10 protein-coding genes are annotated in these 12,665 nt (G+C 68.0%); all 10 read right to left on the bottom strand.

Annotated elements, in window-relative coordinates; translation table 11 throughout:
• Positions 1 to 533: 533 nt before the first annotated feature.
• The 10 genes from NF4_RS08995 to urtB all read right to left on the bottom strand — a co-directional run bounded on the left by NF4_RS08995 (position 534) and on the right by urtB (position 12,663).
• Complete coding sequence (locus NF4_RS08995) at positions 534 to 1,322, bottom strand: ABC transporter permease (protein ID WP_232330365.1); 789 nt, start codon at positions 1,320 to 1,322, stop codon at positions 534 to 536.
• Positions 1,319 to 2,056: an ABC transporter ATP-binding protein gene (locus tag NF4_RS08990; protein WP_063126734.1), complete on the bottom strand. Its 738-nt coding sequence runs from the start codon at positions 2,054 to 2,056 to the stop codon at positions 1,319 to 1,321. The genes NF4_RS08995 and NF4_RS08990 overlap by 4 nt, the downstream gene beginning before the upstream one ends.
• Before the next feature lie 138 nt (positions 2,057 to 2,194).
• Positions 2,195 to 2,677, bottom strand: coding sequence for an MTB12 C-terminal domain-containing protein (locus NF4_RS08985; RefSeq protein ID WP_063126907.1), 483 nt, complete (start codon positions 2,675 to 2,677; stop codon positions 2,195 to 2,197).
• A 315-nt stretch (positions 2,678 to 2,992) separates the two neighbouring features.
• The gene (gene atzF / locus NF4_RS08980) at positions 2,993 to 4,729 is read right to left on the bottom strand and encodes an allophanate hydrolase (RefSeq protein WP_439956747.1); all 1,737 of its coding nucleotides are present in this window, start codon (positions 4,727 to 4,729) and stop codon (positions 2,993 to 2,995) included.
• Between the two features lie 2 nt (positions 4,730 to 4,731).
• Positions 4,732 to 8,391, bottom strand: a complete 3,660-nt coding sequence (uca, locus tag NF4_RS08975; protein WP_232330364.1) for an urea carboxylase — start codon at positions 8,389 to 8,391, stop codon at positions 4,732 to 4,734.
• Between the two features lie 50 nt (positions 8,392 to 8,441).
• Complete coding sequence (locus NF4_RS08970; protein ID WP_269749586.1) at positions 8,442 to 9,143, bottom strand: GntR family transcriptional regulator; 702 nt, start codon at positions 9,141 to 9,143, stop codon at positions 8,442 to 8,444.
• Between the two features lie 10 nt (positions 9,144 to 9,153).
• Positions 9,154 to 9,846 carry an urea ABC transporter ATP-binding subunit UrtE gene (urtE, locus tag NF4_RS08965; RefSeq protein ID WP_063126904.1) on the bottom strand — a complete coding sequence of 231 codons (693 nt, stop codon included), beginning with the start codon at positions 9,844 to 9,846 and terminating at the stop codon, positions 9,154 to 9,156.
• A 5-nt stretch (positions 9,847 to 9,851) separates the two neighbouring features.
• Positions 9,852 to 10,664 (bottom strand): urea ABC transporter ATP-binding protein UrtD, encoded by an 813-nt coding sequence (urtD, locus tag NF4_RS08960; RefSeq protein ID WP_063126732.1) that lies wholly within the window; start codon positions 10,662 to 10,664, stop codon positions 9,852 to 9,854.
• On the bottom strand, positions 10,661 to 11,779 hold the full coding sequence (gene urtC, locus NF4_RS08955) for an urea ABC transporter permease subunit UrtC (protein WP_063126731.1): 1,119 nt from the start codon (positions 11,777 to 11,779) through the stop codon (positions 10,661 to 10,663). Before urtC ends, urtD begins: the two co-directional genes overlap by 4 nt.
• Complete coding sequence (urtB, locus tag NF4_RS08950; RefSeq protein WP_063126730.1) at positions 11,776 to 12,663, bottom strand: urea ABC transporter permease subunit UrtB; 888 nt, start codon at positions 12,661 to 12,663, stop codon at positions 11,776 to 11,778. Before urtB ends, urtC begins: the two co-directional genes overlap by 4 nt.
• Positions 12,664 to 12,665 lie beyond the last annotated feature (2 nt).

Genomic DNA, 12,665 nt, shown 5'->3' with positions numbered 1-12,665 from the left:
CGTCGTCACCACCAGATTTTCAGAGATCGTCCGGTCCAGAACGGGCCGGTGCTCGTGCTCTGACCGATCGACTACTCAAAGAATGCCTCGCGGATCGGGTGCGGTCGTCCAACCTCATGATGGTGGTGTGAACAATATCCCCGTACTCGCATTCGCCAAGAATCGGATTCCCTGTGGGCGGTAGCCGGGTGCATTGGCCAGGAATGCTGTGCGCCATGGGCGCAACCCGTACGATACGGGCACGCCTGCACGACCGCTCGAGCTATGGCAATCAGGTCAACCATGTGCGAGATTCACGCGTCTCCCACTATTGATAATGAGACGCCGTCATCGACGACGCAACCCTCACCGGGGAACCTCAGGCCGCTGGAGTCCTCCCAGCCCAACGGCTGCTGAATGCTCGGAGTCCTCGACGGGCGGCCGGCAAGGGCCGAAATACATTCGAGCTGTGCGGTGCGGCGTGGGCGGCGCCGGTCCTGCTGCCCGATATGACCCGGGCAACGCGGGTGAAGTCGACCTGCAGGCGCAGCGGATCAGAAACCCTTCGTGTCGGTGACGGAAAGCCGCACCGTACCGATCGCGAAGATCGCCACGCAGACCACCGCGAAGTAGATCAGTGACCCGTTCTGCCCGCCGAACATGCTCTCGATCGTCGCCAACTGCCCCACCCCGAGCTCCCCGTTCTTGAACGGCGACAGCTGTTGGAGGGTCACGCCGAAATCCCCCGGGACGAAGGTCACGAAAACCTCCACCCCGAACTTCCACAGCAGCACGATCATCACGACCAGTCCCGGCTTGGGGACCAGCGCCGCCACTCCCAACCCGAGTGCGGAGATCAGCAGCGTGTAGACCGGGACCCCGATCAGCAGCTGGATACCGTCACCCGAGAACACCTCGACCCGACCCCAGATCTCAGGGAACAGCTGCGGAAATGCCCACAGGACCAGAAACGTGACGACGGCGGCGGTGACCGCGGCAATCACGCCGAAGACGATGAGTTTGGCGACCGGAAGTATCCAGCGGCGGGTTTGGATGCCGAAAACCGTTTCGATCGTGTTGTCCTTGAACTCCGCGCACAGCGAGGACACTCCGCCCGCCATGAGGATGAAGGACGAGAACACGAGAATCCAGTAGGCGGCGTTGTTGGTGTCCATACCGCCGGCACCGTTGAGCGCATTGGATTCGGTGGCCTTGGCGATACCGAAATTGAGGCCCAGGGGAATCGCGACGGCGAGGGGGACTATGGCGTACCAGATCGGGCTGCGCCAGGAGAGCTTTGAGAGTTCGCTGCGGACGGCCCGCACGAGATAGGTGGCGATCAACGGGCACCTCCGGCGGCGGCGTATTCGATGCTGTCCTTGGTGATGTCGACGTAGGCCGATTCCAGGGGGCGTGGCCCGGACCCTGCCGTCACCAGTTCGTCCTTACTCGTATCGGACAGCACTTTGCCCTTGCCCATGATGACCACGCGGGTACCGGTGATCTCTACTTCCGTGAGGCTGTGAGAGGCCACGAGCAGGCATTTGCCTTCGGCGGCGAGGCCGAGGAGTAGTTCGCGCAGCCAGATGATGCCTTCGATGTCCAGGCCATTGGCCGGTTCGTCGAGGACCAGGGTCTTCGGATCGCCGAGCAGGGCTGACGCGATGCCCAGGCGTTGCAGCATGCCGTAGGAGAATTTGCCGACGGGGCGTTTCGCGACCCGGTCGAGACCGACTCGGTCCAGTGCCGGGGCGACATTCGAGGCGGGCAGGCCGCCGAGTCTTGCCTGCCAGCGGAGATGTTGTTCGGCGGTGTGGCCGGGATTCCGGGCGAAAGCACCCAGGCCGAAACCGATTTCGGTGAGTGTGCTGCGGAAATCGCGTAATCCGCTGCCGTTCACCGTGATCGTGCCGGAACTGGTGCGGGACAGGCCGGCGATCATGCGCATCACTGTGGTTTTCCCGGCACCGTTCGGGCCGAGCAGATAGGTTATCGAGCCCGGCTCGGCCTCGAAGGTGACGTCGTCGACGGCGAGTTTCTCACCGAAGCGTTTGGAAACGCCACGGACGCTGATCATAGGGATTCCTGGGTGACTGGTGCCGGATGCCGCCGGGAAACAGAGCCCCGGAGGTTGTTTCGGAAATGGGTGCCCACACCCGGGCGGAGTGGCACCGGGTCGAATGATCCGGGGCCACTCCGGCAGGTGTGTCCGAGCTCAGTAGCCGAAGGAGGGGTCACCCTGGCACTGCATTTCCTGGCAGGTGGCCTTCCAGTCGAACTTCCACAGACCGCCCTCGCGGATGTAGTGGTAGAGGGTGCTCTGCGCGGGGAAACCGGCCATGACGCCGTGCACGGTGACCGACATGGTGTTACCGGAGACGTTGACCGGGGCGATGGCGCGACCCTGGATGGAGAAGAAATCCATGGTCTTGCTGGATTCCATGACCCGTTCGAGGGCGGGGCGGGCCGAAGGGCCGTTGAAGCTCACGTCGATTTTGGGGTCCATGCCGATATTCGGGTTCCAGAACGCGGCGAACTGCTTCTCGATCTGCGCCAGGCTCGGGACCTCGTCACGGACGTAGAGATCCGAGGTCTGAGAGGCCCGGATGGAGAAATCGGCCGACGCGGGCTGCGCCAGGCCGAATCCCATGAGCGCGGTGAGAATACAGACAGCGGCGATTCTGATGAATTTGGACATGACGGCCCCTTCTAAGACCAACCTGCGAAGCGATGCGACGGGGGCGGTGTTCGCGGAGGTGCGTACCTCGTCCGCCGGCGCGGCCCGGGTGGGTTGACGCAGGGCGAAACCCACTCGGGTAATGCGAAACGCTAGCGACCGACCTTAGGTTAGTCAATCCTAAGTGCGGGATAGGGGGCTCAGACCACACCCGGGAGGGTGGCCGATGGCCACCCGGCCGTTCCTGCTCCGCAGGCTGCCCTGCAACCCTCATCGGGAACGGCCGGGTGGCGCCGTGCGGTTGGACGGGCCGCACGGGGTCTCGGGCGGGGAGTGTCAACGACCGGTGTTCAGGTAGTTGCGCCACCCTCCGTATTCGGTGATATCCGTTGCGTCGCGGGCGGATTCGTAGTCGCAGGCGAAGCCGGTGACCCAGCGTCCGGAATCCAGTTCCACCTTTCCCAGTGTCATCGGCGCCGGCAGATTGCTCAGGAAGCTACCGAGGGCCGCCGGGGAGAGCCGGTACAGTTCGCCGGGCAGCGCCCGGCCGGCGTCCGCGCCGACCCGGAGCATGCCGGGCTTGGGTGGTTCGGCGGGCAGCGCGACCATGCGGTATGCCGCCGAGGTGACGACCTCGCCCAGGAACCGCGCCTTCGCCTGTTCCAGCTGGTGATGCAGGGGCAGGCCGCGCAGATGGGCGCCGACGACCAGGAGGTCGGTGCCGGTCCCGGTGAGCAGCGGGGCGGGCGTATCCAGCAGCCGGGCGGCCAGTTCGATACCCACCTGGTCGGCGAACGCCGGGGTGATCAGCATGACGCCGAACGGGTCGCCCGTCGCGGTCTCCTCACCCGGGACCGCGACCGCGGCCAGGTCGAGAAGGTTGCAGAAATTGGTGAAGGTGCCCATCCGGCTGTTGATCGCCACGGGTTCGGCGGTGACCGCGGCGATGGTCGGATGCTCGGTGGTGGTCGGCAGGAGCAGGGCGGGGTATTCGGCGAAAAGCCGGCGCGCGGCGGCGGCCGCGACGGCGAGACGGCCGAGGTCGGTGACGTATTCGTGGGCGGCGGGCCGCGCCGCGCCCGCGACGATTCGCGCGACCACCGGATCGGCGCCGTCCGGTTCGCCGGCGAGGAATTCGCCCATCGCGGCGTAGCGCTGGGCGACGATCGCGCCGTCGTAGAGGAGTTTCGCGGCGTCGAGCAGTTCGCCGATATCGACCGTGGCGACCGCACCGCCGCCGGCCCGCCAGCGCGCGACGGTGGCGTCGAAGGCGGCACGGTAGGCGGGGGAGAGGGCGGTCAGGTTGTGGTCGGCGGGGACCGCGAGGGTGGCCCGGGCGGGGGCGCCCAGGGGAGTGTCGGCGGGCCAGGCGCGGGAACGGGGGTCGGTGGGGTCGGGGCCGATCATGGCGGCGGTCACCTCGGTGGCGAGGGCCAGATCGCGGGCGAAAACGGTGACCGCGTCGTAGTCGGGGCAAGCGGGGGCGACACCGGTGGTGGAGACCAGGCCGAGCGTCGGTTTGACGCCCACGATCCCGTTGAGCGCGGCCGGAACCCGGCCCGACCCCGCGGTATCGGTGCCCAGGGCCGCGTCGACCATGCCGAGTGCGACGGCGACGGCCGAGCCGGAGCTGCTGCCGCCGGAGACACGGTCGGGGAACAGGGCGTTGCGGACCGCGCCGTACGGGCTGCGGGTACCCACCAGACCGGTGGCGAACTGGTCGAGATTGGTCTTGCCGAGGACAAGCGCGCCCTGATCGAGCAGCCGGGCCACAGCGGGGGCAGTGTGCTGCGGCGTCGTGCCGAAACCCGGGCAGGCACAGGTGGTGGGGATACCGGCGACGTCGATATTGTCCTTGACCGCGAGCAGCACCCCGGCCAGCGGCAACCGCTCACCCTGCGCGAGCCGGGTGTCGAGCGCGGCGGCCTCGGCCGCGACCTCGACTTCGGCACGCAGGGTGATCCAGATTTCGGGGCGATCGTGCTCGCGGATGGTCCGGTAGGCGCGGGCGACCTTCCTGGCCACGTTCACCGGCGTATCCGTCGCCGGTTCCGCTAGCGGTAGTTGCTCCATGGTCATGCCGCTCCTTCGGTTTCGATGGCGACCAGGGGTGCGCCGGTGGTGACTTGCTCGCCTGCCGCGACGGTGATCGTGTGCACGGTGCCGGAGACCTCGGCGACCACGGGCAGCTCCATCTTCATGGCCTCCAGCACGAGCAGGGTCGTGCCGGCCTCGACGTGCTCGCCCGCGGCCACCTCGACTCGCCAGACATTGGCCATCATGGGCGCCGCCACGATATGGGCGCCCGCGGGCAGGTCGAGATCCACGGCGGGTTCGGGTTCGACGGCGAGATCGGCCTGGGCGCTCAGTTCGCCACTGGCCTCCCAGCGCTGCCGTTCGGCGGTGAACGCGGCCTGCCGGTGTTCCTCGGTGGCGGCGATATCGCCGGCGTTCACCCGCAGGAACTCCAGGTGGTCGGCCATGGCGAATTCACCGACGCTCGTGCGCATCTCGTAGCGGCCCGCCGCCATATCGGCGCGCAGGTCCAGCAGCTCCTCGGCCGCGACCGGATACCAGCTGATCCGGTCGAAGAACCGGAACAGCCACGGCTTGCCGGCCTCGAAGGGCGCCCGCTGGCGGTAACCGGACCAGATCGGGACGGTGCGGCCGACGAGCTGGTAGCCGCCGGGAGATTCCATCCCGTAGACGCAGAGGTACTTGCCGCCGATACCCACCGCGTCGGACGGGGTCCAGGTGCGGGCGGGGTTGTACTTGGTGGTCACCAGGCGGTGGCGGGGGTCGAGCGGAACGGCCAGCGGCGCGCCTAGGTAGACGTCGCCGAGACCGAGCACCATGTACTGGGCGTCGAAGACGATATCGCGCACCTCCTCGATACTGTCCAGCCCGTTGATCCGGCGGATGAACTCGATATTCGACGGCAGCCAGGGAGCTTCGGAGCGGACACCGCGACCGTAACGTTCGATGGCCTGCCCGATGGTGGGGTCGTCGAAGGACAGCGGGAGTTCGATATGGCGGCTCGGCACCCGCAGATCGGCGGTATCGGGGATACCGTCCTCGATTTCGCCGAGCAGCCGGACCACGGTGCGCTGGTCGATGACGTCGGGGTCGAAATGCAGATGCAGGGAGCGCACCCCGGGGGTGATATCGATCAGGCCGGGGATGGAGGCCTGTTCGAGGCGTTCGCTCAGGGCGTGCACGCGCATCCGCAGACCCAGATCCAGTTCCATCGGGCCGTATTCGATCAGCACGTTGTCGTCGCCGCCGCGCAGGTATTTCACCTCGGGCGTGCCGCTTCCGGCGTCGCGGTGGCCCAGGACGCCGTTGTCCCGCTCCCGGGACCCGAGGAGTTCGGGGGTGGGGCGGCCGCGGCCGCGCAGGGCGGGTGCGGAGCGGAACGCGCCGGTGCGGTCGTCGGCCACCGGGACGAAACGTACCTGGTCGCCGGGGCGCATCTGGCCGAGTTTCCAGCGGTGCGCGGAGATCACGGTGAGCGGGCAGGCGAAACCGCCCAGGCTGGGGCCGTCCGGGCCCAGCAGGATCGGGGTGTCGCCGGAAAGATTGAGCGCGCCGACGCTGTACGGGCAGTCGTGCAGGTTCGAGGGGTGCAGGCCGGCGTCGCCGCCGTCGGTACGCGACCAGGTCGGTTTCGGGCCGGCCAGGCGTAGGCCGGTGCGGTTGGCGTGGGCCTGCACCTGCCAGGTGGCGTCGTAGAACTGTGCGATATCGGCGGGGGTGAAATAGTCGGGGGCGGGCTGGGGGCCCTCGCCGACACCGACGTACCAGGTGTGACCGAATTCGGGGCGTTCGCCGGCCGGGATCGGCGTGGGCTCCAGCAGACCGCCGGCATCGGGTTTGAGACCGAGGATATCGCCTCCTGCGACGGCGCGACCGGTGATACCGCCGAACCCGCCGAGGGTGAAGGTCGCGGCGCTGCCGTGATAGTCGGGAGCGAGGATGCCGCCGCGGACGGCGAGATAGGTGCGCAGTCCGGTGTCGTGGGGCGCGCCGATATCGAGGACCGAACCGGCGGGGACAGTGACCGGCTCCCACATCGGCACCGGCTCGTCGTCCACGGTGACGGGGGCTTCGGCCCCGGTCACACAGACCACGGTGGTGTCGGTGCAGCGGATCCGCGGACCCAGCAGCGTGGCCTCGAGGCCGTTCTCGCCCAGCGAGTTCCCGACAGCGTGGTTGGCGAGCTGGAAGGACAGATCGTCGAAGGCGCCCGACGGCGGGATACCGACGCTCCAGAGACCCAGGCGGCCGGGGAAGTCCTGGATGGTGGTGGAGACCCCGGCGCGCAGGATCTCCAGGCGGGGACGGATGGTGGCCAGGCTGCCGAGGGTCGCGGTGGTGTGCCGGGCGTCGAGCATGGGGGAGCTGGTGGCGGCGGCGCGCAGCTGGGGCAGGTTGGTGGTGATACCGAACATGCGGGTCTCGTCGAGCGCGGCGCGCAGGCGGTGCAGGGCCTCGGGCCGGCTCTCCCCGGAAGTGATGATCTTGGCGATCAGCGGGTCGTAGTAGGGGCTGATCTCGGTACCGGTTTCGACCCAGGTCTCCACCCGGGCCGCCGCGGCGGGGATCTCGACACCGGTGAGGGTGCCCGCGCCGGGCCGGTAATCGTTACCCGGGTCCTCGGCATAGACGCGGGCCTCCACCGCGTAGCCGGTGATCGGCGGGCCGGAATCGGGAATCTCGTCGAGGAACGCGGAGTCACCACCGGCCAGGCGCAGCATCCACTCGACGATGTCCACGCCGGTGACGGCCTCGGTGACCGGATGCTCCACCTGCAACCGCGTGTTCACCTCGAGGAACGAGGCCTGTGCGCGGTCGACGTCGTAGATGAACTCGACCGTCCCGGCGGACCGATAACCCACCTCACCGAGCAGTTTCCGGCTCGATTCGAGGAGTTGTTCGCTCACGGTGTAGGGGAGGCCGGGGGCGGGCGCCTCCTCGATGACCTTCTGGTTGCGCCGCTGCAGACTGCAGTCGCGGGTGCCCAGGGAGACGGCGCGACCGCGGCCGTCGCCGAAGATCTGCACCTCCACATGGCGGGCCCGGGCGACGAACCGTTCCAGATATACCGCGGAGGATCCGAAATTGTTCTGCGCCAGACGGATCACCCGCTGGTAGGCGTCGGTGAGTTCGCCGGGGCCCGGGCACGCGGCCATCCCGATACCGCCGCCGCCTCCGGCCGCCTTGAGCATCACCGGGTACCCGATTCGCTCGGCCTCCGCCAGTGCTTCGTCGAGCCCGGTGAGCAGACCGCTCCCCGCGACCAGCGGCACACCCGCCGCCGCCGCGGCCCGGCGGGCACTGTGTTTATCGCCGAAGAGCCGCAGATGTTCGGCGGCCGGCCCCACGAACGCGATACCCGCGGCCTCCACCTCCGCCGCGAAATCGGCGTTCTCGGAGAGGAATCCGTAGCCGGGGTGGACGGCGGTGGCGCCGGTGGACAGCGCTGCCTCGATCACCGCGTCCGCGCGCAGATACGATTCGGCGGCCGGGGCGGGGCCGAGCCGGACCGCGCGATCGGCCATCCGCACATGCCGCGAACCCTCATCGGCATCGGAGAACACCGCGACCGTCTCGATCCCCAGCCGCCGGGCGGTACGCAGGATGCGACAGGCGATCTCACCGCGGTTGGCGATCAGCAGGCATTCGGGCAACGGCGTATGCAGCGGTGTATACAACTGCGGGGCGGTCTCGGTCACGGTCGATCCTCTCGGCGTGGACAGTGCGGCTACCGGAGCAGCCGGGGATTTCAGGTTTTGGTCGCGCGGGCCATGCGGGTCAGCTGGAGCACCTGACCGGCGCGGTCGGCCACCACGCGGCGGGACTGGTCGATATGGGCGAGGAGCTGCTCGCGGGCCCCGGTGAGATCACGGTCGAGGACGGCCTCGCCGATGGCGATGTGTTCCTCGATGGTCGCGAGCATGCGGTCGGGGGTCAGGTAGTCGAACATCCGGACGGGGCGTATCCGGGCGTTCACCGTTTTCAGGGCGTCGGTGAGGGCATGGTTGCCGGAGGAGTCGAGCAGGACGGTGTGGAACTGTTCGTCGGCGGCCACGAAACCGGCGTCCGGGTCCGGGGGCGCGGTCCGGAAGGCGCGCCAGCGGTCTATCTCGGGTCCGAGGACCGCCCGGTCGTGGCCGAGGTCCGGATCGTCGAGGACGCGGGCGATGCCCTGGACCTCGAGGGTGATCCGCAGCTCGTAGTAGTCGCCCAGGGTGTCCAGGCGCGGCCGGTACGGGAACAGTCCGGCGTCGTGGCGTTCCACCAGACCGTCGGCCTGCAAGCGGGCCAGCGCCTCGCGGACCGGGGTGCGCGAGACACCGTAGCGTTCGGCCAGTCGTTCTTCGCCGAGCCGTTCCTCCGGCGCCAGCGCACCGCTCATGAGTTCGTCGCGCAGCGCCTTGTACACAGTGTCGCTGCGTGATTCGCGTTTACTCCGTGTTTCGGTCACGACGCGCAGCCTAGAGAGTCATGGCGGCGCGAACGGTTTCCACCGCCCCGGCACCGCCCTCCCCGGTAGAGGTCACTCGGCCGCTCTCCAGCACGTAGTACCGGCTCGCGGCCCGCAGCGCGAAACCGATGTGCTGTTCCACCAGCAGCACCCCGAGCCCGCCGCGTGCCACCAGTTCGGTGATGGTGTTCTCGATCTCGGCGACCACCGACGGCTGGATGCCCTCGGTGGGTTCGTCGAGGATCAGCATGCGCGGTTCGGTGATCAGTGCCCGCGCGATCGCCAGCTGCTGGCGCTGCCCACCGGAGAGCAGCCCGGCCCGGCGGTCGAGCAACTCTTTCAGCGCGGGGAACAGGTCCAGTTGTTCGTCGATCAATGCCCGGCCGCGTTTGCGGCCGTCGGCCACCACCCGCAGGTTCTCGGCGGTGGTGAGATGTCCGAAGCACTGCTGCCCCTGCGGGACATAGGCCAATCCGCGTTTCACCCGGGCGCTCGGCCGCAGCGCGGTGATATCGGCCCCGTCGAAACGGATGGTGCCGCGATGGGTACGCACCAGGCCGACCGCCGCGCGCAGCAGGGTGGTCTTCCCGGCGCCGTTGTGGCCCATGATCGCGGCCACACCGTCGGCCGGGACCTCGATTCCGGCCCCGTGCACCACCTCGGTGCGGCCGTAACCGGCGTGGACATCGACGAGTTCCAGCATCGCGGTCACCCTTCGTTTCCGTGCTCGGCAGCCGCCGCGGTCCCCAGATACGCCTCCTGCACGGCCGGATCTGCTTGCACCTCGGCCACCGTTCCCTCGGCCAGTACCGCGCCGCGGGCCAGCACCGTCACCGAGGTGGCGAAACTGCGCATGAAGTCCATATCGTGTTCGACCACCACGACCGTGCGTTCACCGCCGATGCGGCGCAACAGGTTCCCGGTCTCTTCCCGTTCCTCCTGGCTCATCCCGGCGACGGGTTCGTCCAGCAGCAATACCGAGGCGTCCTGCACCAGGAGCATGCCGATCTCGAGCCACTGTTTCTGGCCGTGTGCCAGCGTTCCGGCGGGTTTGTCGCGCAGCGCGGTGAGACCGATGGTCTCCAAGGCCTGCTCGATCGACGCCGAGACCGCGGCCGGCCGGCGCCGCAGCATGGTCCACAGCGATCGACCCGCGCCCGCGGCGATATCGAGGTTCTGCAGTACCGACAGTTCCTCGAATACGCTCGCGGTCTGGAAGGTGCGGCCCACGCCCAGCCGGGCGATCTGATGCACCTTCTTGCCGAGCAGTTCGACCCCGGATTTCTGCACCGAACCGGTCGCCGGGACCAGACCGGTGATCGCATCGATCATGGTCGTCTTCCCGGCGCCGTTGGGGCCGATGAGGAACCGCAGATCACCTTGGAAGAGGGTCAGGTCCACATTCGAGACCGCCTTGAACCCGTCGAATTCGACGCTCAGCCCGCGGACCTCGAGGTAATCGCTGTGCATACCGGCGTTACCGCCGGTCACCGGAGCTTTCACGGTGGTTGCCTCGGTCATGACGACACTCCTACCGGGGTAGCGGGTGCGGGGTCCGGCGTCCGAGTGGGCGGCGGATCCTCTTTCTGGTCGGTACGGCGTTTCCGCCGCAGCAGCGTCACCAGGCCCGCCAGACCGGCCGGGAAGAAACCGACCACGACGATGAACAGGACGCCCTGCGCGTACACCCAGCCGGAGGGGAAGTTCTCCGACAGACCGGTCTGCGCCCAGGCCACCGCGATCGCGCCGAGCACCGGGCCGAGCAGGGTGGTGCGTCCGCCGATGGCGACACCGGTCAGGAACGCGATGGAGGGCACGATCCCGATATCGGCGGGGGAGATGATCCCGACGATCGGCACGAACAGCGCGCCGGCGATACCGGCGAACAGCGCCGCCACCGCGTAGGCGACCACCTTCACAGTGGCGGGGTCGTAGCCGAGGAAGCGTACGCGCTCTTCCTGATCGCGGACCGCGACCAGCAGTTCGCCGTACCGGCTGTACATCAGCTGCCGGGTCGCCGCGACGATCACCAGCAGGGTGGCGGCCGCGATGAAGAACAGCAGCCGCCGGTTCACCGGGTCGGTGAGGGCCAGACCGAAGAAACTGCGGAACCGGTTGAGGCCGTTGCTACCGCCGGTGGACTGCTGACCCACCAGCAGAATGGCGAAGGCCGCGGCCAGCGCCTGCGACAGGATCGCGAAATAGGCGCCCTTGACCTTGCGTTTGAATACGCCCAGCCCCAGCAGCACCGCCACCAGCGGCGGCACGATCAGAATGCCCAGGATCGTCAGTACCGGCGAGGCGAACGGAACCCAATAACCGGGCAGCTCACGAATACCGGCGATCTGCATGAAATCCGGAACATCGTCACCGCGCAGCCGGGCATCGGAGATCTTGAGATGCATCGCCATGATGTAGGCGCCGAGGCCGAAGAACACGCCCTGCCCGAGGGTGAGCATGCCGCCCCGGCCCCACGCCAATCCGATACCCACCGCGACGATGCCGAAGCACAGGAACTTGCCGAGCAGGTTGAGCCGGAAGTCCGACAGCACCGCGGGCGCCACCGCGAACAGCAGCACGGCGGCGATCGCGAAGCCCGAATAGACCTTCCAGCGGGTGGCCAGGAATTCCCTCATACCAGACTCCTCGACCGGATCGTGAACAGTCCCTGCGGGCGGACCTGCAGGAAGACCACGATGACGACGAATACGATCACCTTCGCGACCGAGGCCGTGGTGCTGTATTCGATGAACGAGTTCAACAGTCCGAGCGCCACCGCGGCCAGTACCGCGCCGCGGATCTGCCCGAGCCCGCCGATGACGACCACCAGGAAGGCGTCCACCAGATAGGTGGTGCCGGTGTTGGAACTGGTGGAGCCGATCAGCGTCAGCGCCACCCCGGCCACCCCGGCCAGCCCGGAGCCGATGAAGAACGTCGTGATATCGGTGCCGCGGCTGGAGATCCCGCTGGTTTCGGCGAGATCACGATGCTGCACCACGGCCCGGATGCGCCGGCCCATCGCGGTGTACTTCATGGTCACCGCGACGGCCGTGACACACAGCACCGCGAGCAGCATGATGAAGATCCGCGTCTTGGGCACCACCGCGCCCAGGATCTCCACCCCGCCACCGAGCCATTCCGGGGTCACCACGCGGACTGCGGGCGCGCCGAAGATGTCCCGGGCCGCCTGCTGCAGGATCAAACCGACGCCGAAGGTCACCAGCAGGGTGTCCAGTGGTCTGTCGTACATCCGCTTGATCAGCGTCACCTCGAGTGCGACACCCATGAGACCGCCGACCAGGAATCCGATGAGCAGCGAGACGATCAGCGAGACCTCGGCGCCTGCGACCAGATACTCCTGCACCGTGTAGGCGGTGTAGGAGCCGGCCATGATGAACGCGCCGTGGGCCATATTGATCACGCCCATCTGACCGAAGGTCAGCGACAGCCCCAGGGCCGCCAGCAGCAGGATGGAACCCAGGCTCAAGCCGGTGAACAGCTGCCCGACCAGTGCTTCCACGA

It is taken from the genome of Nocardia fusca NBRC 14340, assembly GCF_001618425.1.
GTDB lineage: Bacteria > Actinomycetota > Actinomycetes > Mycobacteriales > Mycobacteriaceae > Nocardia > Nocardia fusca.
The sequence above is the reverse complement of the archived record's forward strand: the minus strand, read 5'-3'. Positions and strand labels throughout refer to the sequence as shown.